22 protein-coding genes, 4 tRNA genes and 1 pseudogene are annotated in these 23,080 nt (G+C 25.5%); 17 read left to right on the top strand and 10 right to left on the bottom strand.

What is annotated here, in order from left to right; all coding sequences use genetic code 4:
* Positions 1-3 precede the first annotated feature (3 nt).
* A complete protein-coding gene (trxA, locus tag AACK95_RS02505) occupies positions 4-345 on the bottom strand; it encodes a thioredoxin (protein WP_199188855.1) in 342 nt (113 codons plus the stop codon).
* Between the two features lie 524 nt (positions 346-869).
* Here trxA (AACK95_RS02505) and AACK95_RS02500 point away from each other — a divergent pair.
* Both AACK95_RS02500 and AACK95_RS02495 read left to right on the top strand, forming a co-directional pair.
* Complete coding sequence (locus tag AACK95_RS02500) at positions 870-2,252, top strand: MFS transporter (RefSeq protein ID WP_338980605.1); 1,383 nt, start codon at positions 870-872, stop codon at positions 2,250-2,252.
* Between the two features lie 154 nt (positions 2,253-2,406).
* Positions 2,407-3,357 carry an IS30 family transposase gene (locus tag AACK95_RS02495; RefSeq protein ID WP_338979845.1) on the top strand — a complete coding sequence of 317 codons (951 nt, stop codon included), beginning with the start codon at positions 2,407-2,409 and terminating at the stop codon, positions 3,355-3,357.
* Here AACK95_RS02495 and AACK95_RS02490 read toward each other — a convergent pair.
* Positions 3,354-3,899 carry an HAD family hydrolase gene (locus AACK95_RS02490; protein ID WP_338980606.1) on the bottom strand — a complete coding sequence of 182 codons (546 nt, stop codon included), beginning with the start codon at positions 3,897-3,899 and terminating at the stop codon, positions 3,354-3,356. The two genes, AACK95_RS02495 and AACK95_RS02490, sit on opposite strands and share 4 nt — an antisense overlap.
* 10 nt (positions 3,900-3,909) lie before the next feature.
* Positions 3,910-4,251: a thioredoxin gene (trxA, locus tag AACK95_RS02485; protein ID WP_199188855.1), complete on the bottom strand. Its 342-nt coding sequence runs from the start codon at positions 4,249-4,251 to the stop codon at positions 3,910-3,912.
* A gap of 524 nt (positions 4,252-4,775) precedes the next feature.
* On the opposite strand from trxA (AACK95_RS02485), the gene AACK95_RS02480 reads away from it, so the two are divergent.
* The 4 genes from AACK95_RS02480 (at position 4,776) to AACK95_RS02465 (ending at position 8,272) form a co-directional block, all read left to right on the top strand.
* Entirely contained in the window at positions 4,776-6,158 is a 1,383-nt protein-coding gene (locus AACK95_RS02480; RefSeq protein WP_338980605.1) for an MFS transporter, read from the top strand.
* A 154-nt stretch (positions 6,159-6,312) separates the two neighbouring features.
* Positions 6,313-7,263 (top strand): IS30 family transposase, encoded by a 951-nt coding sequence (locus AACK95_RS02475; RefSeq protein ID WP_338980604.1) that lies wholly within the window; start codon positions 6,313-6,315, stop codon positions 7,261-7,263.
* Positions 7,264-7,477: 214 nt separating this feature from the next.
* The gene (locus AACK95_RS02470) at positions 7,478-7,726 is read left to right on the top strand and encodes a hypothetical protein (protein ID WP_338980603.1); all 249 of its coding nucleotides are present in this window, start codon (positions 7,478-7,480) and stop codon (positions 7,724-7,726) included.
* A gap of 3 nt (positions 7,727-7,729) precedes the next feature.
* A complete protein-coding gene (locus AACK95_RS02465; RefSeq protein ID WP_422397158.1) occupies positions 7,730-8,272 on the top strand; it encodes a rolling circle replication-associated protein in 543 nt (180 codons plus the stop codon).
* 60 nt (positions 8,273-8,332) lie between these two features.
* Here the strand turns inward: AACK95_RS02465 and typA are convergent, their stop codons facing one another.
* Together typA and AACK95_RS02455 are read right to left on the bottom strand one after the other, a co-directional pair.
* Positions 8,333-10,177 carry a translational GTPase TypA gene (typA, locus tag AACK95_RS02460; protein ID WP_338980601.1) on the bottom strand — a complete coding sequence of 615 codons (1,845 nt, stop codon included), beginning with the start codon at positions 10,175-10,177 and terminating at the stop codon, positions 8,333-8,335.
* Between the two features lie 67 nt (positions 10,178-10,244).
* A pseudogene (locus tag AACK95_RS02455) lies at positions 10,245-11,238 on the bottom strand (IS256 family transposase); the annotation flags it as partial.
* 535 nt (positions 11,239-11,773) lie between these two features.
* On the opposite strand from AACK95_RS02455, the gene AACK95_RS02445 reads away from it, so the two are divergent.
* The 8 genes from AACK95_RS02445 (at position 11,774) to AACK95_RS02415 (ending at position 15,325) form a co-directional block, all read left to right on the top strand.
* Complete coding sequence (locus AACK95_RS02445; RefSeq protein ID WP_338956870.1) at positions 11,774-12,436, top strand: FMN-dependent NADH-azoreductase; 663 nt, start codon at positions 11,774-11,776, stop codon at positions 12,434-12,436.
* A gap of 309 nt (positions 12,437-12,745) precedes the next feature.
* Entirely contained in the window at positions 12,746-13,063 is a 318-nt protein-coding gene (locus AACK95_RS02440) for a helix-turn-helix domain-containing protein (RefSeq protein ID WP_338980598.1), read from the top strand.
* 3 nt (positions 13,064-13,066) lie between these two features.
* Complete coding sequence (locus tag AACK95_RS07120) at positions 13,067-13,696, top strand: IS30 family transposase (RefSeq protein WP_422397157.1); 630 nt, start codon at positions 13,067-13,069, stop codon at positions 13,694-13,696.
* Between the two features lie 202 nt (positions 13,697-13,898).
* Positions 13,899-13,973 (top strand) — tRNA-Asn (locus AACK95_RS02435).
* 24 nt (positions 13,974-13,997) lie between these two features.
* Positions 13,998-14,072 (top strand) — tRNA-Glu (locus tag AACK95_RS02430).
* 56 nt (positions 14,073-14,128) lie between these two features.
* Positions 14,129-14,204 (top strand) — tRNA-Lys (locus tag AACK95_RS02425).
* Between the two features lie 4 nt (positions 14,205-14,208).
* A tRNA-Leu gene (locus AACK95_RS02420) sits at positions 14,209-14,293 on the top strand.
* Positions 14,294-14,506: 213 nt separating this feature from the next.
* Positions 14,507-15,325: a Cof-type HAD-IIB family hydrolase gene (locus AACK95_RS02415; RefSeq protein ID WP_338980597.1), complete on the top strand. Its 819-nt coding sequence runs from the start codon at positions 14,507-14,509 to the stop codon at positions 15,323-15,325.
* 119 nt (positions 15,326-15,444) lie between these two features.
* Here AACK95_RS02415 and AACK95_RS02410 read toward each other — a convergent pair whose 3' ends face one another.
* Both AACK95_RS02410 and AACK95_RS02405 read right to left on the bottom strand, forming a co-directional pair.
* A complete protein-coding gene (locus AACK95_RS02410; RefSeq protein ID WP_338980596.1) occupies positions 15,445-16,035 on the bottom strand; it encodes an IS30 family transposase in 591 nt (196 codons plus the stop codon).
* Between the two features lie 42 nt (positions 16,036-16,077).
* Positions 16,078-16,395 (bottom strand): helix-turn-helix domain-containing protein, encoded by a 318-nt coding sequence (locus tag AACK95_RS02405; protein ID WP_338979691.1) that lies wholly within the window; start codon positions 16,393-16,395, stop codon positions 16,078-16,080.
* A 682-nt stretch (positions 16,396-17,077) separates the two neighbouring features.
* Between AACK95_RS02405 and AACK95_RS02400 the strand changes: the two genes are divergently transcribed.
* From AACK95_RS02400 to AACK95_RS02390, 3 genes are read left to right on the top strand one after another with little or no spacing between them, the layout of a single operon-like run.
* Positions 17,078-18,133 carry a hypothetical protein gene (locus AACK95_RS02400; RefSeq protein ID WP_338980595.1) on the top strand — a complete coding sequence of 352 codons (1,056 nt, stop codon included), beginning with the start codon at positions 17,078-17,080 and terminating at the stop codon, positions 18,131-18,133.
* Between the two features lie 9 nt (positions 18,134-18,142).
* Positions 18,143-18,400: a hypothetical protein gene (locus AACK95_RS02395; RefSeq protein ID WP_338980594.1), complete on the top strand. Its 258-nt coding sequence runs from the start codon at positions 18,143-18,145 to the stop codon at positions 18,398-18,400.
* Positions 18,400-19,260, top strand: a complete 861-nt coding sequence (locus tag AACK95_RS02390; protein ID WP_338980593.1) for a hypothetical protein — start codon at positions 18,400-18,402, stop codon at positions 19,258-19,260. The genes AACK95_RS02395 and AACK95_RS02390 overlap by 1 nt, the downstream gene beginning before the upstream one ends.
* 430 nt (positions 19,261-19,690) lie before the next feature.
* Here AACK95_RS02390 and AACK95_RS02385 read toward each other — a convergent pair whose 3' ends face one another.
* From AACK95_RS02385 to AACK95_RS02375, 3 genes are all read right to left on the bottom strand, one after another.
* Positions 19,691-19,963, bottom strand: coding sequence for a hypothetical protein (locus AACK95_RS02385; protein WP_338959512.1), 273 nt, complete (start codon positions 19,961-19,963; stop codon positions 19,691-19,693).
* A 61-nt stretch (positions 19,964-20,024) separates the two neighbouring features.
* Complete coding sequence (locus AACK95_RS02380; RefSeq protein ID WP_338980592.1) at positions 20,025-22,322, bottom strand: cation-translocating P-type ATPase; 2,298 nt, start codon at positions 22,320-22,322, stop codon at positions 20,025-20,027.
* Between the two features lie 263 nt (positions 22,323-22,585).
* On the bottom strand, positions 22,586-23,044 hold the full coding sequence (locus AACK95_RS02375) for a hypothetical protein (RefSeq protein WP_338980591.1): 459 nt from the start codon (positions 23,042-23,044) through the stop codon (positions 22,586-22,588).
* Between the last annotated feature and the right edge of the window lie 36 nt (positions 23,045-23,080).

The following is a 23,080-nucleotide window of genomic DNA, read 5'->3' as shown; positions in this document are numbered from 1 at the left end:
ACCTTATTTTCCTATTTCTTCGATAATATTAGTCATATCTTTTTCAGAAACTAAACCAAAAGTTTTTTTAACTTCTTTTCCTTCTTTATTAAAATAAATTAATGTTGGAATTGATTGGATTTCATAATCTTTTGCTAGTTCTTTAGCTTTGTCAACATCAACTTTAATAAAATTAATATTTTTGTGTTTTTCGTCATTAGCAACATTTTCAAATCTTGGCCCTAACATTTTACAAGGACCACATCATTCTGCTGAAAAATCAATTACTGTTATTTTTTTTGATTGTAAAAGTTGCTCAACTTCTTTTATAGAATTAATATGTTGTATTTTGCTTTCATTATGCATGTGTTCATTACCTTTTCTTTTAATTTATTTTATAGTTTAATTCTATCATTAGTTTTAATTTTTAAAACATTAAACGATAAAATAATTTTTTTAATTTTAGTTATTACTATATAAAAATTTATAATTTTTTTAGAATAAATTCATAAGAAAATTGTAAATTATTTTTTTTAAAATTAAAGAAATATCTTTTCAATTTTAGAATATATCTGTTATAATTTGAAGTATATAGGTTAGGACTAAACAATTTGAGAAGGGGAAAAATAAATTATTAGTACATTTTACAAAACTGTTTAATAAATAAATGTAAATGAATTTTAAAAGGTGTAGAGTTAATATTTATTTATGGTATTTCAAAAAAATAGTTTGGTAGAGAGTTATTTTTTAATTTTTAATATTATTTATTTTTCCACAAAAACAAAAATTGTAAAAACCTATGTGTTAAAGTATGTTTATATTAAGTTTTTAAGAGCAGGTTATTTGGGTTACTATAATTTATGCATCCTTTTAGAAGGAGAGTAAAAAAAATGTCTGTTTTTAATAGACTTGCATGTGTTTTTAAGCCACCTGCAAAAAAAGAAATTTTTAGTGAAGACTTAAAGCAAATTAATAAAAAATTTATTATTTTACGTAATCAAGTTTTTAGTTTTAGCATTTTATCATATATTCTTTACTACTTTACTCGTCAAGCGTATACAGTAGCGGGTTCTGCTTTAGAAAGCAATGGTAGCATAACTAAAATGGAGTATGCTTTAATGGGAACAATTTTTGCTGTTGTTTATGGTGGTGCTAAATTTATTGTTGGAAATGTTGCTGACCGTAGTTCAGGAAGAGTAATCATGATTTTTGGATTATTTGTTTCTTCTATTTTAAATATTATTATGGGTGGTGTAGTTGCTTTTGCTGGAACTAAAATTAGTGTTGGCCCATTTGTAATGATGTTGAGTTTGATTGCGATGTTAGCTGTTTTCCAAGGCATGGGCTGACCAGCTACAGCTAGACTATTTTCTCATTGATTTACTGATAAAGAACGTTCGGGACGTATTGGAATTTGAAACTCAGGACAAAATATTGGTGCTGCTTTATTACCGGTTGTTGTTATTTCTTTAGTAACATTACTTGATCCGGGTGGAACAATTTATGGTTTATATTTTTGAATTCCTAGTATTTTTGCTTTAGCTATGATTCCATTATGTTTATGAGGATTGCGTGATCGCCCCGAAGCAGAAGGGTTACCTACTGTTGAAAAATGAAAAGGTGTTCTAGAACATAAAGAAGAAAGAGTAGAACTTAATTGAAAAGAAATTTTTGTAAAATATATTTTAAAAAATAAATTTTTATGAATATTAGCATTTGCTAATATTTGAGTATATGTTGTACGACAAGGACTGGCAGGATGAACATTAATTTTAATGAAAGATATTCATGGCTTAGATTTAAAACACAGTAAATGATTTGCTGCCTGTTTTGAATTATCTGGTTTATTTGGTGGTATTTCTGCAGCATATTTTGCTAAGTGATTTTTTAATAATCGTAAAGCACCATTAATGATATTTGGATTATTAATTGCACTTTGTGGACTAGTTTTATTGCAAGTTGCTCCTCGTGGTAATATGCCTATGCTTATTACTGCTTTAATGATTGCTGGTTTTGGTATTTATATGCCACAAGCGATGATTGGTGCTACTGCTATTGAACTAACAAATAAGAAAGCAGCTGCTACTGCTTCAGGATTTACAGGATTATCTGGTTATTTTCTTGGTGATGCTCTTTTTTCAAAAGTAGTAATTGCTGGTATTGGTAATGAAAACTGAGATTATGTATTTTATTACTTTTATGGTTGTATTGCTGCTGCTATTATTTCATTAGCTTTACTATGAACAAAAAATCAAGATAATAAAATATTATAAAAATATTATTAGATTAGCACCATAATAAGGGTGCTAATTTTTTTTATTTAGCTGAATTATACTTGTAAGTGCAAGTAAATAAAATTGCAAAAAATTCTCATATAAAAATTTCATAATGCTAAATTTAGTTTAGAAAAAAGTAAGGAGTTTTTATATGAGTTATAAACATCTTGGCATAGATGAAAGGATTTATATTGAGAATCAATTGAAATTTAAATTTAAAATTAGTGAAATAGCTAAAAATCTTAATCGAAGTATTAGTACTATTATTCGAGAAATTAATAGAAATAAAGATAATAATCATTATTTTTCATTAATTGCACAAAATAAAGCTGAAAATCGAAAACAATCACATATTAGTTTTCATAAGTTTAAAAATAAGAATTTAGTAAAATATGTACAACAAAAATTACTATTAGGTTGATCACCTGAACAAATTTATGGCAGAATTAAAAATTTTCATAAAGAGTGAGTTATTAGTTTTAAAACAATTTATACTTGAATTTATTTTGGAATGCTTGATAAAGTTACTAGTAAAAATTTAAGAAGAAAAGGTAAAAAACGAAAATCTAAAGAAAATCGTGGCAAGTTTAATGGTAAATCAATTAAAGAACGAGATATAAATGTTAATGATCGTATAACACTTGGTCATTGAGAAGGAGATACTATAGTATCATCAAGAGGCAAAAGCAAATCATGTTTAATAACTTTAGTTGAAAGAGTATCACGATTTACTTTAGCAATATTAGTTAAAAACAGAACTACTAAAGTTATTAATAAAAATGTCAGTTATTATTTATCAATTCTTCCTAAAAACATTGTTAAAACTATTACTTTTGATCGTGGCAAAGAATTTTCAAATTGACAACAACTTGAAAAAAATTTAAATGTAAAAATTTATTTTGCCAATCCATATTCACCTTGACAAAGAGGTACTAATGAAAATACTAATGGTTTAATTAGAGAAAAATTTCCTAAAAAATTTATTTTTTCAAAAACTAATAAAAATGAAGTTCATAAATTTATATTGTCTTTAAATCAAAGACCGAGAAAAATATTAAATTATCTTTCACCAATCGAATATTTGGATAGAAAAATAATTTAGTTGCACTTACCTTTACAATTTAGCATATTTAATTGTTCTAAAATTGTATTAACTTGTTTTTTCTTTTTACAAAATAATAAAATTTTATACATACCCTCATCGGTATTCTCATCAATTTGTTTAGTTGGTAGGTTATTAAAATTTTCCATAATTTTAACTTTTAGTGATCTGCGATTAATTAAGCCTGTTTTATTATCGGTACTATATCCTCACATTGCTAAATTATTTTTATTAGCAAATTTAACTATTGTTTGTATTTGTTCTTTTGTTAATGATTTTTCATACAATATATCTAATCTATTATCATTAGTAATATCAAGGATGTTACCACCATTATAACAAATAATATGACCGGTTTTTTCATGCATTAAACATGATTTTGCAATATCAATGGTTGAACTTGGTGCTCTTCCTGTTGCAATAATAACTTTAATATTTTTTTGATATGCTTTTTGAATTGCAATTAGATTTTTAGGATGAATTTTTCATCTACTTTTCAATAAAGTTCCATCTAAATCAAGAACAATTAATTTAATAGCCATTATAAATACCTTATTTTCCTATTTCTTCGATAATATTAGTCATATCTTTTTCAGAAACTAAACCAAAAGTTTTTTTAACTTCTTTTCCTTCTTTATTAAAATAAATTAATGTTGGAATTGATTGGATTTCATAATCTTTTGCTAGTTCTTTAGCTTTGTCAACATCAACTTTAATAAAATTAATATTTTTGTGTTTTTCGTCATTAGCAACATTTTCAAATCTTGGCCCTAACATTTTACAAGGACCACATCATTCTGCTGAAAAATCAATTACTGTTATTTTTTTTGATTGTAAAAGTTGCTCAACTTCTTTTATAGAATTAATATGTTGTATTTTGCTTTCATTATGCATGTGTTCATTACCTTTTCTTTTAATTTATTTTATGGTTTAATTCTATCATTAGTTTTAATTTTTAAAACATTAAACGATAAAATAATTTTTTTAATTTTAGTTATTACTATATAAAAATTTATAATTTTTTTAGAATAAATTCATAAGAAAATTGTAAATTATTTTTTTTAAAATTAAAGAAATATCTTTTCAATTTTAGAATATATCTGTTATAATCTGAAGTATATAGGTTAGGACTAAACAATTTGAGAAGGGGAAAAATAAATTATTAGTACATTTTACAAAACTGTTTAATAAATAAATGTAAATGAATTTTAAAAGGTGTAGAGTTAATATTTATTTATGGTATTTCAAAAAAATAGTTTGGTAGAGAGTTATTTTTTAATTTTTAATATTATTTATTTTTCCACAAAAACAAAAATTGTAAAAACCTATGTGTTAAAGTATGTTTATATTAAGTTTTTAAGAGCAGGTTATTTGGGTTACTATAATTTATGCATCCTTTTAGAAGGAGAGTAAAAAAAATGTCTGTTTTTAATAGACTTGCATGTGTTTTTAAGCCACCTGCAAAAAAAGAAATTTTTAGTGAAGACTTAAAGCAAATTAATAAAAAATTTATTATTTTACGTAATCAAGTTTTTAGTTTTAGCATTTTATCATATATTCTTTACTACTTTACTCGTCAAGCGTATACAGTAGCGGGTTCTGCTTTAGAAAGCAATGGTAGCATAACTAAAATGGAGTATGCTTTAATGGGAACAATTTTTGCCGTTGTTTATGGTGGTGCTAAATTTATTGTTGGAAATGTTGCTGACCGTAGTTCAGGAAGAGTAATCATGATTTTTGGATTATTTGTTTCTTCTATTTTAAATATTATTATGGGTGGTGTAGTTGCTTTTGCTGGAACTAAAATTAGTGTTGGCCCATTTGTAATGATGTTGAGTTTGATTGCGATGTTAGCTGTTTTCCAAGGCATGGGCTGACCAGCTACAGCTAGACTATTTTCTCATTGATTTACTGATAAAGAACGTTCGGGACGTATTGGAATTTGAAACTCAGGACAAAATATTGGTGCTGCTTTATTACCGGTTGTTGTTATTTCTTTAGTAACATTACTTGATCCGGGTGGAACAATTTATGGTTTATATTTTTGAATTCCTAGTATTTTTGCTTTAGCTATGATTCCATTATGTTTATGAGGATTGCGTGATCGCCCCGAAGCAGAAGGGTTACCTACTGTTGAAAAATGAAAAGGTGTTCTAGAGCATAAAGAAGAAAGAGTAGAACTTAATTGAAAAGAAATTTTTGTAAAATATATTTTAAAAAATAAATTTTTATGAATATTAGCATTTGCTAATATTTGAGTATATGTTGTACGACAAGGACTGGCAGGATGAACATTAATTTTAATGAAAGATATTCATGGCTTAGATTTAAAACACAGTAAATGATTTGCTGCCTGTTTTGAATTATCTGGTTTATTTGGTGGTATTTCTGCAGCATATTTTGCTAAGTGATTTTTTAATAATCGTAAAGCACCATTAATGATATTTGGATTATTAATTGCACTTTGTGGACTAGTTTTATTGCAAGTTGCTCCTCGTGGTAATATGCCTATGCTTATTACTGCTTTAATGATTGCTGGTTTTGGTATTTATATGCCACAAGCGATGATTGGTGCTACTGCTATTGAACTAACAAATAAGAAAGCAGCTGCTACTGCTTCAGGATTTACAGGATTATCTGGTTATTTTCTTGGTGATGCTCTTTTTTCAAAAGTAGTAATTGCTGGTATTGGTAATGAAAACTGAGATTATGTATTTTATTACTTTTATGGTTGTATTGCTGCTGCTATTATTTCATTAGCTTTACTATGAACAAAAAATCAAGATAATAAAATATTATAAAAATATTATTAGATTAGCACCATAATAAGGGTGCTAATTTTTTTTATTTAGCTGAATTATACTTGTAAGTGCAAGTAAATAAAATTGCAAAAAATTCTCATATAAAAATTTCATAATGCTAAATTTAGTTTAGAAAAAAGTAAGGAGTTTTTATATGAGTTATAAACATCTTGGCATAGATGAAAGGATTTATATTGAGAATCAATTGAAATTTAAATTTAAAATTAGTGAAATAGCTAAAAATCTTAATCGAAGTATTAGTACTATTATTCGAGAAATTAATAGAAATAAAGATAATAATCATTATTTTTCATTAATTGCACAAAATAAAGCTGAAAATCGAAAACAATCACATATTAGTTTTCATAAGTTTAAAAATAAGAATTTAGTAAAATATGTACAACAAAAATTACTATTAGGTTGATCACCTGAACAAATTTATGGCAGAATTAAAAATTTTCATAAAGAGTGAGTTATTAGTTTTAAAACAATTTATACTTGAATTTATTTTAGAATGCTTGATAAAGTTACTAGTAAAAATTTAAGAAGAAAAGGTAAAAAACGAAAATCTAAAGAAAATCGTGGCAAGTTTAATGGTAAATCAATTAAAGAACGAGATATAAATGTTAATGATCGTATAACACTTGGTCATTGAGAAGGAGATACTATAGTATCATCAAGAGGCAAAAGCAAATCATGTTTAATAACTTTAGTTGAAAGAGTATCACGATTTACTTTAGCAATATTAGTTAAAAACAGAACTACTAAAGTTATTAATAAAAATGTCAGTTATTATTTATCAATTCTTCCTAAAAACATTGTTAAAACTATTACTTTTGATCGTGGCAAAGAATTTTCAAATTGACAACAACTTGAAAAAAATTTAGATGTAAAAATTTATTTTGCCAATCCATATTCACCTTGACAAAGAGGTACTAATGAAAATACTAATGGTTTAATTAGAGAAAAATTTCCTAAAAAATTTATTTTTTCAAAAACTAATAAAAATGAAGTTCATAAATTTATATTGTCTTTAAATCAAAGACCGAGAAAAATATTAAATTATCTTTCACCAATCGAATATTTGGATAGAAAAATAATTTAGTTGCACTTACCTTTACAATTTAGCTTTAAAATGATATTTTAATAATAAAATTAATAAAATTTTATTTATTTTCAAAGTTACGGTGTTATAATAAATTTAATTAAGTATCACAATTGTTTTGTGTTTGCTTTTATAATTTTTTATGTTAAGATTTGTTTGTTATTAAAATATATAAAATTTGGTTTTTAAAAACCTAGATTGTAGAGTTTTATGTATGGATATTCAACAAGATTTTTATGTTAAAAAGATTTTTTATGCTTGTTATGTTAAAAATGTTGTTTTACCTGTTTCTTTTTTAAATAATATTGGAAATAAGAAAGGTAAATCTTATGTTGGTAATAAACAAAAGTTAAGAAATAATACTGTTCGTACTAAGAATAATTTAATTCAAAAAGCATTACATAATTTTTATGATAGTAAAATGTTGAGTTTTGTTACTTTAACTTATAAAGATAATATATAAGATATTAAAAAAGCAAAAAAAGATATTCGTTTATTTTTTCTTAAATTAAAGAAGTGATGAAATGACCCTAAGCGTTTTGAACATTTAGGAGAATTAAAATATTTTTATGTTTATGAATATCAATCTCGTGGTGCTATTCATTTTCATATAATTTTTAATAGAAAGATATATAAAAGTATGTTAGCAGAATGATGAACTCATGGTTTTAATGATTTAAAAGTAGTTAAAAAAGGCACAAATGAATTTGTTATTAAATATTTAGGAAAATATGTTACAAAAGCAATAGATGATGTTAAATCTATAAATCAGACAGATGTAGGTGTTAGGGCATATGCTTTTAGTCGTAATTGTAAAAATCCTATTATAGTTCGTGGCATTAAAAAAATGACAATTGCAGATATAATTAAAGAAAGTTTTAGTGCAACAAATGTATTTTATTTTAAAACACAAAGAGATAGTAACGGTAATACTGTTATGATTGGTGGTATTGTTGAAAGTACTGTTGTAAATGATTACTTTAAGGATTATGATGATTATGAAAAATAGAGTATCTACAGTTAACTGTGTAAATTATAATCCTTTTAATCTTTAAAAAAATCGTAAGTATTACTTACGATTTCTATTTTGTTTACGTTCATTTTCAGTCAAGAATTTTTTACGCATATGAATATTTTGTGGTGTTACTTCAACTAATTCATCGCTAGCAATAAATTCTAAAGATTCTTCTAAACTAAAAATAGTTGGTGGTGTTAATCTAACAGCTTCATCATTACCTGAACTTCTAGTATTTGTTAATTGTTTTGCTTTGCAAGGATTAACATCTAAATCTTTATCACGATTACTTAAACCAATAATCATTCCTTCATAAACTTTAGTTTGTGGTTTAACAAATAAAGTACCACGTTCTTCTAAAGAATTTAAAGCATAAGGTAATGTTGTCCCTGTAATCATACTTACTAGAACGCCATTTCTATTATTATTAATTTTGCCTTTTAATGGTTCATATGTAAGGAAACTACGAACCATAATACCAGTTCCACGAGTAATATTAACGTATTGACGACCAAATCCAATTAATCCTCTTGTTGGAATATGAAAAATAATTTTATCACGAACATTATCAGAATCCATATTAGTCATAATACCTTTTCTTAGATTTAAATTATTAATAACAGTACTACTATATTCAGTAGGATGATTTAAAATAATTTCTTCGACTGGTTCAGTGGTGTGTCCTTTTTCATCTTTTTTAAATACTACTTCCGGTTTAGAAATACCTAATTCAAAGCCTTCGCGACGCATATTTTCAATTAAAACAGATAAATGTAATTCACCACGACCAAAAACTTTAAAACCATCAGCATTACTTCCAGATAATTGTTCTATTTTTAAACCAACATTAGTTTCTAATTCTCTTGTTAAACGTTCTTTAATTTTATTACTAGTTACTAGTTTACCTTCAGTTCCAGAAAATGGTGAATTATTAACAAGGAAATTCATTGACATTGTTGGAGCCTGTATTGTAATTGGTTCCATTGGCACAACATTATCTTTATCACAAATAGTATTACCAATTGTTATATTTTCAATACCCGCTATGCAAACAATATCACCAGCAACAGCGTTTTTAACAGCTACTCGTTTTAATCCTTGATAAACAAATAAATATTTTACTTTAGCTTTTCTTTTTAAATCATAATCATCAACAACAATTATTTCTTGTCCTTCAGAAATAGTACCTTGAAATAATCTACCAATTCCAATTCTGCCAATAAAACTATCATAATCTAATGAACTAATTTGCATTTGTAAAGGCTCATTATATTTTACTAATTTAGAAATTTTAGCATGTTTAATAATTGTTTCAAATAATGGTTCTAAATTTTCACTTGGTTGATTTAATTCATATTGGGCAATACCTTGTTTAGTAATTCCATAAAGTGTTGGAAAGTCTAACTGTTCATCATTAGCATTTAATTCCATAAAAAGTTCTAATACTTCATCTTTTACTTCTTCAATTCTTTGGTCTTTTTTATCAATTTTGTTAATCATTAAAATTGGATTTAAGTTATGTTCTAGTGCTTTTTGCAATACAAAACGAGTTTGTGGCATTGGTCCCTCAACACTATCAACTAGTAAAATAACACAGTCTACTGTTTTCATAATTCTTTCAACTTCAGAGGAAAAGTCAGCATGACCAGGTGTATCAATAATATTAATTTTTGTATTACCATGCATGATTGAACAATTTTTAGAATAAATAGTAATTCCTCGTTGACGTTCTTGATCATTACTATCCATTATTTGTTCAACAATAACTTGGTTTTGATGAAAAATATTTGATTGCTTTAATAAAGCATCAACTAATGTTGACTTTCCAACATCGACGTGTGCTATCACTGCAATATTAATAATTTTTTGTTCAGCAGAAACTTTTTCTTGTTCAGACATTTTTCATTCTCCGTTATTCTTAAATTTTGACATTTTATAAATTATACGCAATATTTTTAAATTTAGCAATCATTAAATTATCTCAATTTTTATATCAAGATTTAGCAATTTGAGGATAGTGTTTATTTCATTTACTTTCAAATGATTCTAAAGCTTGCATTGCTTGTTCTTCACTACATGCATTATAAATTGGCTTTAAATCTGTAACTAGTGATTTTCGATGTTTGTATGAAACATATTTTAAACTATTTCTGATTTGATGAACTATACATAATTGATGTTCAGTTTTAGGATAAACTGATTGTATTGCTTCTGACATGCCTGTTAAGTTGTCACTACAAGCAATAAGAATATCATTTAAGCCACGATTTTTCATTTCTGTGAAATTTGCTAATCAAAATTTAGCGCCTTCATTTTCACTAATTCATAAACCTAAAACATCTTTTTTACCTTCTAAATCAACACCTAAAGCTATATAAACTGATTTGTTAATAATGCGTTTATCTTGTCGTACTTTAACTACTATACAATCAAAATAAACAATGGGATAAATGCCTTCTAATGGTCTATTTTGTCATGCTTTGACATCATCAATCACATCATCAGTAATTTGACTAATAACACTTTCACTAATATCAGCACCATGATATAACTCTTGTAACTGCATTCTAATATCTGATAATGTCATACCTTTTGCATATAAGGAAAGAACTTGTTGATCAAAACCATCAAATCTTCTCTGTCTTTTTGGCACTATTACAGGAGTAAAATTACTATTACGATCTCGTGGTACATCAATCTCAATTTTACCTTGTTGAGTTATTAATTTTTTTGAACTTATACCATTACGAGCATTGTCACTATTACTATGTTGATTTTTTTCATATCCTAAATAATTTTGCATCTCAGAATTCAACATTTTTTTCAACTAAACGTTTTGTTAATTCTTTATATAAACCCCCTTCTTTAAAAACTGTTGTTAAATCTTCAGTATTTTCTAATAATAAATCTACTGCTTTTGATATTGGATCATTATTATTAAAGTTATCTTTTTTAGCCATCTGTAACTCACTCTTTCTAGTCATTTAATTATATTTACTAGAATTAATTAAACATAGTTATTTTTGTAAGTTACACAGATTACTAAACATTACCGTTATTATTTATCAATTCTTCCTAAAAACATTGTTAAAACTATTACTTTTGATCGTGGCAAAGAATTTTCAAATTGACAACAACTTGAAAAAAATTTAGATGTAAAAATTTATTTTGCCAATCCATATTCACCTTGACAAAGAGGTACTAATGAAAATACTAATGGTTTAATTAGAGAAAAATTTCCTAAAAAATTTATTTTTTCAAAAACTAATAAAAATGAAGTTCATAAATTTATATTGTCTTTAAATCAAAGATCGAGAAAAATATTAAATTATCTTTCACCAATCGAATATTTGGATAGAAAAATAATTTAGTTGCACTTACCTTTACAATTTAGCATAAAACTATATTTTTATTTATTATTTTTTAAAAAATAATAAATAAAAACTGATAAAATCAAATTATAAAGTTATTTTAGATATTTCGGAGGCAAAAATAATGGCAAATAAAATATTAGTAATTCGTTCTTCTATGATTAAAAAAGAACTATCTTATTCTGAAAGTTTAGTATCTCGTTTTGTTAAATATTATCGTGAATTTCATCCAGAAGATTCAATAATTGAATTAGATTTAAATCAAATACCAATGGCAAGTATTACTATTACGCAAAAAAACTTTACTTCATATTTTAATGAAAAAGATTCTGATTATTATATTAATCAACTAAAAAATGTTAATAAAGTTATATATACAACACCAATGACAAATTTTAATGTTACTAGCATGACAAAAAATTATTTAGATCACATCTTAGTTGCTGGTAAAACTTTTGATTATAAATATACCAAACAAGGTGAAGCTAGAGGATTATTACCACATTTAAAAGTTCAAATTTTGGCGACACAAGGAGCACCATATGGCTGATATTTATGAGGTAATCATGCAACTTATTTAAAAGGGACATGAGAATTTGTAGGTGCTAAAGTAGTAGAACCAATTCTTATTTGTGGTACTAAGGTTCAAGAACTTCATCAAAATGATGCTAATTTACTTATTGGTTCTAAAATATTAGCAAAAGGTGGAGGTTTGTCAGCATTAGGGCCAGAAAAAACGATGGATAAATTTGAACAGTATATTAAAGAAGCAGCAAAAAAGTTTTAACTTTAAAAAATATAATTTTTGTGAATTTGTCTTCAAAAAGTAGTAAAGTAAAATTGACTTCTTAAATAAAGTCAAAATAAAATAGAAGGATGGAAAAATGAAAAAAATATTAACAGCATTAAGTGTTTTAACATTTGCATCAACTATAGGAAGTTTAACTGTAACTGTCTTAAACACAAGTTCACAAAAAAATGATGTTTTAAATGCTGAATTATACTTGTAAGTGCAAGTAAATAAAATTGCAAAAAATTCTCATATAAAAATTTCATAATGCTAAATTTAGTTTAGAAAAAAGTAAGGAGTTTTTATATGAGTTATAAATATCTTGGCATAGATGAAAGGATTTATATTGAGAATCAATTGAAATTTAAATTTAAAATTAGTGAAATAGCTAAAAATCTTAATCGAAGTATTAGTACTATTATTCGAGAAATTAATAGAAATAAAGATAATAATCATTATTTTTCATTAATTGCACAAAATAAAGCTGAAAATCGAAAACAATCACATATTAGTTTTCATAAGTTTAAAAATAAGAATTTAGTAAAATATGTACAACAAAAATTACTATTAGGTTGATCACCTGAACAAATTTATGGCAGAATTAAAAATTTTCATAAAGAGTAAGTTATTAGTTTTAAAACAATTTATACTTGAATTTATTTTGGAATACTTGATAAAGTTACTAGTAAAAATTTAAGAAGAAAAGGTAAAAAACGAAAATCTAAAGAAAATCGTGGCAAGTTTAATGGTAAATCAATTAAAGAACGAGATATAAATGTTAATGATTGTATAACACTTGGTCATTGAGAAGGAGATACTATAGTATCATCAAGAGGCAAAAGCAAATCATGTTTAATAACTTTAGTTGAAAGAGTATCAGGATTTACTTTAGCAATATTAGTTAAAAACAGAACTACTAAAGTTATTAATAAAAATGTCAGTTATTATTTATCAATTCTTCCTAAAAACATTGTTAAAACTATTATTTTTGATCGTGGTAAAGAATTTTCAAATTGACAACAACTTGAAAAAAATTTAGATGTAAAAATTTATTTTGCCAATCCATATTCACCTTGACAAAGAGGTACTAATGAAAATACTAATGGTTTAATTAGAAAAAAATTTCCTAAAAAATTTATTTTTTCAAAAACTAATAAAAATGAAGTTCATAAATTTATATTGTCTTTAAATCAAAGACCGAGAAAAATACTAAATTATCTTTCACCAATCGAATATTTGGATAGAAAAATAATTTAGTTGCACTTACCTTTACAATTTAGCTTACTTGCACTTACAAGTATAATTCAGCATTTAATTTAAATGAAATTTTTATATGAGAATTTTTTAAAAATGATTAATAAAGCATATACATTGCCGTAATCAAGAAAAAAATAAAAAAACTTTATTAGTTATTGCAAATTATACTTTTCTTCAATATAATAATTAAGGTTTAGTAAATGCCCGGTTAGCTCAGCGGCAGAGCATTCGACTGTTAATCGAAGTGTCATAGGTTCAAATCCTATACTGGGCGCCATTATTCTAAACTCTTGTTTTCTACGGCTCGTTGGTGAATTGGTAAACACATAGGATTTTCATTCCTACATTACGGGTTCGATCCCCGTACGAGTCACCATTAATTAATATTTAGACTGCAAGTATTATAATTACTTGTTTTTTATTCCCCTAGATGTCTCGTTAGCTCAATTGGCAGAGCATCAGACTCTTAATCTGAGGGTTGTAGGTTCGAGGCCTATACGGGACACCAAAATGCGGAATTGGCGAAACTGGCAGACGCACCAGATTTAGGCTCTGGCGCCGAAAGGCATGAGGGTTCAAGTCCCTTGTTCCGCACCATACATTATTTTATTAACCTTTATGTTTTTCATTAAAGGTTTTTTTCTTTTTTGAAATTTTTATTATATAAAAATTAAAATAAAATATTATATTTTAAACATAATATTTTATTTTAATTTAAGAAATTTTATTCTATGGAAATATATAGTATTTTATTATTTTATCTTTATAATATTAATAAAATAATAGAAAAAAGAAAGCAGGAAATGATTGATGGTAAAAATAATTTTTACTGATGTAGATGGTACTTTATTTGATAGTGGCAGTGCCTTAAGTGAAATTAATCTTAATGCTTGTTTAAAAGCTCAAAAAAATAATATTAAAGTTGTAATTAATACAGGTAGATATGGTGAAAATGCTATTCGTGTTGGTAAAATGATTAATGCTGAAAAATATGATGGTTATATTATTGGTAATGATGGCGCTGAAATTTGATCATATACTAAACATAAATGAATTTATTTACAACAATTAAATTCAGAAACAACAATTAAACTTTATGAATGATTAACCAAATATAATAAACAAATGATTTTACATTTTAATAGTATTGATACTTTGTATGTTAACCATGCGGCTAATAGTTGAAGTACATGAGTTGAAAATCTGCAAATTAAAATTATTAAGTTAACTAATAGTACTGATATTAAAATGCCAATTTCAAAAGTAATGGTTATTTTAGAAAAATATTGAAAGGCTAATGAAATTACAAAATTCATTAATAATTTTGAAACTAACTTTCCGGATTTAACAATTGTTCAATATCATACAAATGTTTTTTCAATTGGTAATAAAAACATTAATAAAGGTTCAGCACTACAATGATTATGTAATCATTTAAATATTGACACTAAAGATGCATTAACGATTGGTGATGGATTTAATGATTTACCAATGTTTGAAGTATCTGGTCATCCAATAGTAATGGAAAATGCTAATATTGCTTTAAAACCATATGGTAAAACTATTGCTCCAAATAATGATGAACATGGAGTTGGATATATTATTAATAATTATGTTTTTAAAAAATAAAAACTTAATATTTTTAAAAATATACTCTTATAGTTTATTAACACACTAATAATTAAAATATATTATAATAATAAATTAAGTATCGTTTTTCTTTTGCTAAATTGTAAAGGTAAGTGCAACTAAATTATTTTTCTATCCAAATATTCGATTGGTGAAAGATAATTTAATATTTTTCTCGGTCTTTGATTTAAAGACAATATAAATTTATGAACTTCATTTTTATTAGTTTTTGAAAAAATAAATTTTTTAGGAAATTTTTCTCTAATTAAACCATTAGTATTTTCATTAGTACCTCTTTGTCAAGGTGAATATGGATTGGCAAAATAAATTTTTACATCTAAATTTTTTTCAAGTTGTTGTCAATTTGAAAATTCTTTGCCACGATCAAAAATAATAGTTTTAACAATGTTTTTAGGAAGAATTGATAAATAATAACTGACATTTTTATTAATAACTTTAGTAGTTCTGTTTTTAACTAATATTGCTAAAGTAAATCCTGATACTCTTTCAACTAAAGTTATTAAACATGATTTGATTTTGCCTCTTGATGATACTATAGTATCTCCTTCTCAATGACCAAGTGTTATACGATCATTAACATTTATATCTCGTTCTTTAATTGATTTACCATTAAACTTGCCACGATTTTCTTTAGATTTTCGTTTTTTACCTTTTCTTCTTAAATTTTTACTAGTAACTTTATCAAGCATTCCAAAATAAATTCAAGTATAAATTGTTTTAAAACTAATAACTTACTCTTTATGAAAATTTTTAATTCTGCCATAAATTTGTTCAGGTGATCAACCTAATAGTAATTTTTGTTGTACATATTTTACTAAATTCTTATTTTTAAACTTATGAAAACTAATATGTGATTGTTTTCGATTTTCAGCTTTATTTTGTGCAATTAATGAAAAATAATGATTATTATCTTTATTTCTATTAATTTCTCGAATAATAGTACTAATACTTCGATTAAGATTTTTAGCTATTTCACTAATTTTAAATTTAAATTTCAATTGATTCTCAATATAAATCCTTTCATCTATGCCAAGATGTTTATAACTCATATAAAAACTCCTTACTTTTTTCTAAACTAAATTTAGCATTATGAAATTTTTATATGAGAATTTTTTGCAATTTTATTTACTTGCACTTACAAGTATAATTCAGCAATATTGATATTCAGCCAGTTTTTATATCGGGTACTGTAAAGCAAAGTTATAGAAATATTAAAGGAAGTTCAAAATTTGTTGGAAAGCAAATTGCTAAACAACATGAAAGAAAACGTTTAAGAAATAAGTCTAAGGGTGTTGAAAATAAAAAAGGGAAGTTTGTAGGTGCTTAATTTATGAGTGATTTTGTTAATAGTATATTGCATTTAATTTTTATATTTTCTAGTAATGATATTAGTATATTTTTAAATCAACCAAATATTACTGATGAAGTTTATATTTTATTTAATTTGACTTTTTGGTTGGTATTAGGTGTATTTTTTAATTTTATTTATCGTAGTATTAAATTTGTTTTTAGGTCATTATTTGGGTAGGTGTTAATTATGAGTGTTTGAGATATTTACAATAAAATACATCAATGTATAGTTGATTATTGAACTATGTTTATAGGTAGTCCAGTTGATGATTTTACTACTATTTTATGAAATTTAGTGGTTTATGGAACTCAGTTTTTTATTGGATTTATTATATTTTATGGTTCATGGTGAATTTTAAAATGTTTATTTGGTAAATAATTATGTGATTTAAGTTTGTTAAATTATTTTTTGTTGTAAATAGTACTGTTCAAGCACCAACTAGTTTAATTGTTTTTAATGCACCTAGTGAAAGTAATTACACTATAACTAGCGATATGGTTAAACCCATTAAAATCATTATATTTAATGATTGAGCAACTATTCCATGAAACTCTGCTTATTTTGATGTTGGCCAACCAGATTTAAAATTAGTTTCTGCTGTTGTACATAAAACTACTGATACTCCTTATTCAATTCAATTTCATTCTGATGTGGTAGGTAATTTTGATAGACGAGTTAGTGATTTGTCTACAAATTATGATTTTACAGAGCAAGATTTAAACCAGTTATCTCTTATTTTATTTAATCATAATTATATACAAACTGGTAAGTTTAATGAGTTAGTTTTTTGAAATTATAATGTTTCTAATAATTTAAGTTTTAAGTTGACTTTTGAAATTACAAAACCTTTGAGTTTTTATATACAAGGTTTTATGTTTTATATTTCTGCTGAATATTTTAGTTATTTTTTTTCTATTTATACATTTTCATTTTTAGATTATGAGGGTAATATTCGTTATAATTTTAAAGGTGTATTAAATGATAAAGATAGTGTTTATAATTTAGGAAAATATAATTTTGTTACTATGCCGGTTCGTGTTCCAAATTTAAAGCATTTAACAATTGATTTTGATTTATCTTCGTTAACTAATCGTGACGGTTTGCATGTTAAATTTGGTCAGATGAATATTTTTTCTTCCAAAGATATTGTTCCAGTACCACCAAATAGTCCTTTTAACCCTGAGTATGAACGTGTTAGTTGATATGATGTTTTTGGTCATCTGCGTAATGCTTTTAGATGAATACTTTATGGTGTTGTTGGTAAAGTTTTACCAGTTGAACCATTAAGACAATTTCTTTTTACAACAGATAGTTTATTACGACATATTTTTTCAGATACGATTAGTACTGCTTTAAATGTTGATATTGTTAGTGGAATAGAAAATATTATACCTTTATGGTTATTTATTAGAGCAATTAGTTTAATTATAGGTTAGGAGTTTATTATGGAAAATAAAAGATTGTTTTGATGTGAAATTTTGATTACAGTTGTTGTTTGTTTTTTAATATCATTAGTTACTGCATTATTTTTTAATTTTGATGTAGATAAATTAAAATTATTTTATGAAAATTCTGGTTTTGATGTTCAATTTTTATTGTTTATTTTTAATTTTATTTTTTCTTTTGTTTTTGGTTCATATTTTATGAAATTTTGTTTTTGAATTAAAAGTAAGTTTAAAAATAAAAATAAGGTGGTTAAATAATGCCATGATATGGTTACGTGTTATTGGTTATAGGTTTGATTATGATTATTTATCCAATTCTTATAACTATTCGTAATGTTAAAATTTTAAAACGTGTAGGTAGTTATATTATTTCAGCGCCACCACGCACTGGTAAATCTGCTCTTGCTTGTTGTTTAGCACAAACTCATAAAAAACGAGTAGTTAGTCCTTTTCCTATTAAATTAAAAAATGGTTATTCTTATTTGGTTAATTATAATGATGTTTTTACTTTTAATCAGTTAGCAAGTAATTATGCTTTTGAGGAACAAGATTTAATAATTTTAGATGAATTAGCATTAAAAATAAATTCTAATGATTTAGGAGTACAGTTTAAAAATCAACAAGAAAGTTTAGGACAATTTTGTAAGTTAATAGGTCACATGTTTAATGGTACAATGTATTTGAATGAACAACACCCTAATAGAATACCAGTACAAGCAAGAGAAAAAGTAGAGTATGTTGTGCAAGTTAAAAGAATGCGTTTTTTGGGCTTTGTTGTTATATTTAATCTTAATTTATATACTAATATTGAGGATTATAATAAAGTAGTGTTTTCACGACGTAGAACAAAGAAAATGATTAAAAAAGGCATAATGCCTCCAAGTTATAGCGGTGAAGCAATGGCTATGACTTTATTTTTTCCTAGACATTGGTTGAAAAGGTATAATTCTAGGGCTTTACATTATGTGCATGAACTTAAAAGTGAATTATCACCTAAGAAATACCTTAAAGAAGCAAGTAGTATCGATATGACTTATAGTGATATTAAATTTGCTGGTTTGGATAAATTGAATAATATTTTAAAGAAAAAAGATAAACTTAAAAATAAAGATAAATAAAAATGATTATAGTCCCAGTGAACCTACTGGGACTATAATTTGGGTGAGCCACGTAGTGGCGAGGGACGAAGTCCCTATATACTTGAAGAAAAGTGAAAGGAGAAGGAAAATATGGCAGCAAAAAAAACCTACTGTTTTTAATATTTTTATGAAAACTACATTGTCAAAAGTTAAAGCAGAACACCCAGAATTAAAACATACTGAGGCTTTTGGAAAAGCAGCAGCATTATGAGCTAATGCTGAAGAAAATCCTAAAAACAAATAGATAAACAGATAATTCCTTAAAAGAGTCAGATTTTAAATCTGACTCTTTTAAATATAAAAAAATATTGAAATTTTAAAAAAACACTAAAATTGCTATACAAATCAACAATGATAAAGTATAATCAAAATACTTACCTAGTAGGGTTATAGAGAAAGGTAACTTTTTTTATATTTTTGATAAACTTCATTTATTTTGACTTGTAGATGGTTTATCAATATCTTCTAAATTAATTGTTTCTCAATCATTATTTTCTCTTTCTTTTACTAATAGAGAAAGTTTGTTCTTATAATCATCAATTATCAGTTGATTAATTCTAATCAACTTTTCATCAGGGTTTGGTTCAACATTATTTTTTTCTTCTATAATACGTATCATTTCCTGTAAAATAGATATCTTTTGATCAAGCTCTGCTCTTTTTTCTTCATTTTGTCTAGCCATTTAAATTTCCCCTTTCAAAAAAATAAAGTACTTTTTTATTTATTATTAATTTATATATTATCTAATATTTATATTTTCTTCATTTAAAAATTAATGAATTTCCAACAACAGTTATATCAGAAAGAGCCATCGCAATTGCAGCCAACGGTGGAATAATAAATCCGGCAGCAGCTAATGGAATAATGATAATATTATAACTAAATGCTCAAATAAAATTCATTCAAATATTATTTTTAGTTTTTTTAGTTAAAACAATAGCCTTATAAATAATACTAATATCATTATCAAGAATAGTAATATCACCAATTTTTTTAGCAATATCACTACCAGAGCCCATTGCAATTGCTAAATCAGATTGTTCTAAGGCAATAACATCATTAATACCATCACCAACAAACGCTACTTTTTTCCCTTTTGCTTGTAAATCAGCAACAATTTGTGATTTACCTTGTGGTGTAACATTAGCAAAGTATGTTTCTATCCCAACGCGATTAGCAATAGCAAGTGTTTGTGATTCATTATCACCACTAATTAAAATAACCTCAATTCCCTGTTTTTTAACTTTTTCAATTGTTAATAATGCATTTGTTTGTAATTCATCTTCTAAAATAAAAATATTAGTAACAACTTTATTAATTGCCAATGCCAATACTTTCTGGCTAGGAGTAACTGTTTCAAAATTAAATGTTTTTAGAAATGGACTAAATGGCATTTTTGCTTTTTGTAAATTTTCAAGTGATGAAATTTGTAATTCTTCAGTTTGATATTTTGCTTTAATACCAAAACCAATTTGTTCTTTAACTTCGGTAATTGTCAATGATTGTCCAACATTATTAGTATTAGCATATAAAGAAAAAGCTAAAGCCAAAGGATGTGTTGAATGTTTTTCCATAGCAATTGCCTTATTAACATGTTTTTCTTGACCATAAATTTTAGTAATAACCAAATTACCAGTAGTTAATGTTCCTGTTTTATCAAAACAAATGGTATCAATCTTAGTAATTTTTTCAAAAGCACTAGCCTTATTATAAATAATTCCTATTTTTGCTGCTTTATTAATTCCAACAGCAACTGCTAATGGTGTTGCAATCCCTAATGCACAAGGACAAGCAATTATTAAAGTTGCAATTGCAATTTCTAATGATTCTTGCACACCATTACCTACTGCAAAATAACGAATAAGAAAAACTAAAATGACAATTAAAATAACAGTTGGTGTAAATCACCCAGAAATTTTATCAGCCAATTTTTGTAATTTTGGTTTCTGAGATTGTGCATCTTCAACTGCCTTAATAATACTTGCTAATACTGTGTCTTTACCAATTTTAGTTGCTTTCATTCTAAAACTATCACCAACATTATTAGTTCCACCAATTAAATTTTGGTTAACTTGTTTCGTAATAACTTGCGATTCACCAGTTAACATTGATTCATTAATAAATGCTTCTTCACTAATTAATTGACCATCAGTAGGAATATTTTCACCTTTTCGAATAATTAAAATATCATTTAATTGTACATCTTCAATATTAATAAAAGTTTCTGTTTTGGTATTATAATCATATTTTAAGATTGATTTTGGCTTTAATGACATTAAACTTTCTAAGCCACTAGTAGCCCTTTTCTGTGCAACAGCACTAATTAAATCACCAAGTAAAACAATCATAATAATTGAAGCACTAACTTCAAAATATAAGTGTTCGGTTTTATTAATTATCATTAAATAAATAGAAAAAATAAATGCCGTTGTTGTTCCTAGTGCTACTAAAGTATGCATACCGGGTCATTTTTGTTTAATTAATTCTCGATAAATACCAATATAAAATTTACGACCAAAATAAAATTGAATTGGAAGTGCTAGTGCAAGTTGGACATAAGGATTACGTAAACTATCAAAAAATGAAGTATTTGGTATCATAATTAATAATAATGGTAGTAACAATATTCAACCAATAATAAGTTCAATTAAATCACGTAATTTAACATTATGTTGATGATTATGATGTTGTTCTGACATATGAGATTGATGTTGTTCACTACTATGACTATGACTACTATGATCATCTGTAATATCTTTCATATCAACTTGGTGACTCGTTTTTATATCTTTAATCTCAGTTTCAAACTTACAAATTTCATATCCTAAATGATGCATTGCTTTTTTAATTTTTTTTTCATTTCAAAACTTAGGATCATAACTAAATTGTGCTTTTTTAGTAGCAAAATTGATACTAACAGTAATACCATCTTCTTTGATAAAATGTCTTTCGATGACACTAGCACAAGAGGTACATGAAACATCTGACAGTACTGCTCTACTAATAACAAAATTATCATTTATATCACTTGTATTATTCATATTAACTTCATCTCCTCAAATTTTAATCTTTTAATCTTTTTTATTATTTTTTAACACACAATATATATAAAAATAAATTATACACATTTTAATGTTAAAAAATATTAAAAAAACTAAATCCCCAATCATGTTATTGGGGATTTATTACCTTAAAAAGTAATATACTTATATTATAACATAGACTATCTTAAATCTAAAAATTAATTATAAACTGGCCATTTTCTTTGATTCTATTTTTACTTCAATTTGTGAATCTATATTATTTATAGCGGTTTTTTATCTGCAAACTTATCATTGTCAACTTCAATTTGTCTTCTTCGTTTTTCATCAAATTTTTTTGCTGCATCTATGCCAAAAGTAATAGCACCAACAGCAGCACCAACAGGAATACAAACAGGTAATATTACAGCATTGGCAATCCCACCAACAGCACCAGCACTAGCAGCAGCAGTTATTATATCAGTTTTTAATTGTTCTTCAGAACGGTCACTAACAACACTAACACCACCCGCAACAGTAGCAGTAACTAAAGCGCTTATTTGAGCAATAGGATTAATATACAAAGCACCACTAGCAGCAGCAACAGCACCTTTAGTCACTTTTATAATTTTTGCGGTTGTTCGATGTTTTGTTTTAAATTTTTTTCATTTTGTAGGTTTTTGTTCTACATTTTCTTCTGATTTTGCTTCAAGATTTTGTAAAATTTCATTTTTTATAGGCATTTCTTTTAATCTTCCTTTCAAATAAAAACTCATTTA

Origin of the sequence: Spiroplasma endosymbiont of Lasioglossum malachurum (assembly GCF_964020065.1) — a bacterium.
Classification (GTDB): domain Bacteria; phylum Bacillota_I; class Bacilli_A; order Mycoplasmatales; family VBWQ01; genus Spiroplasma_E.
This window is presented reverse-complemented; position numbering and strand designations above follow the sequence as displayed.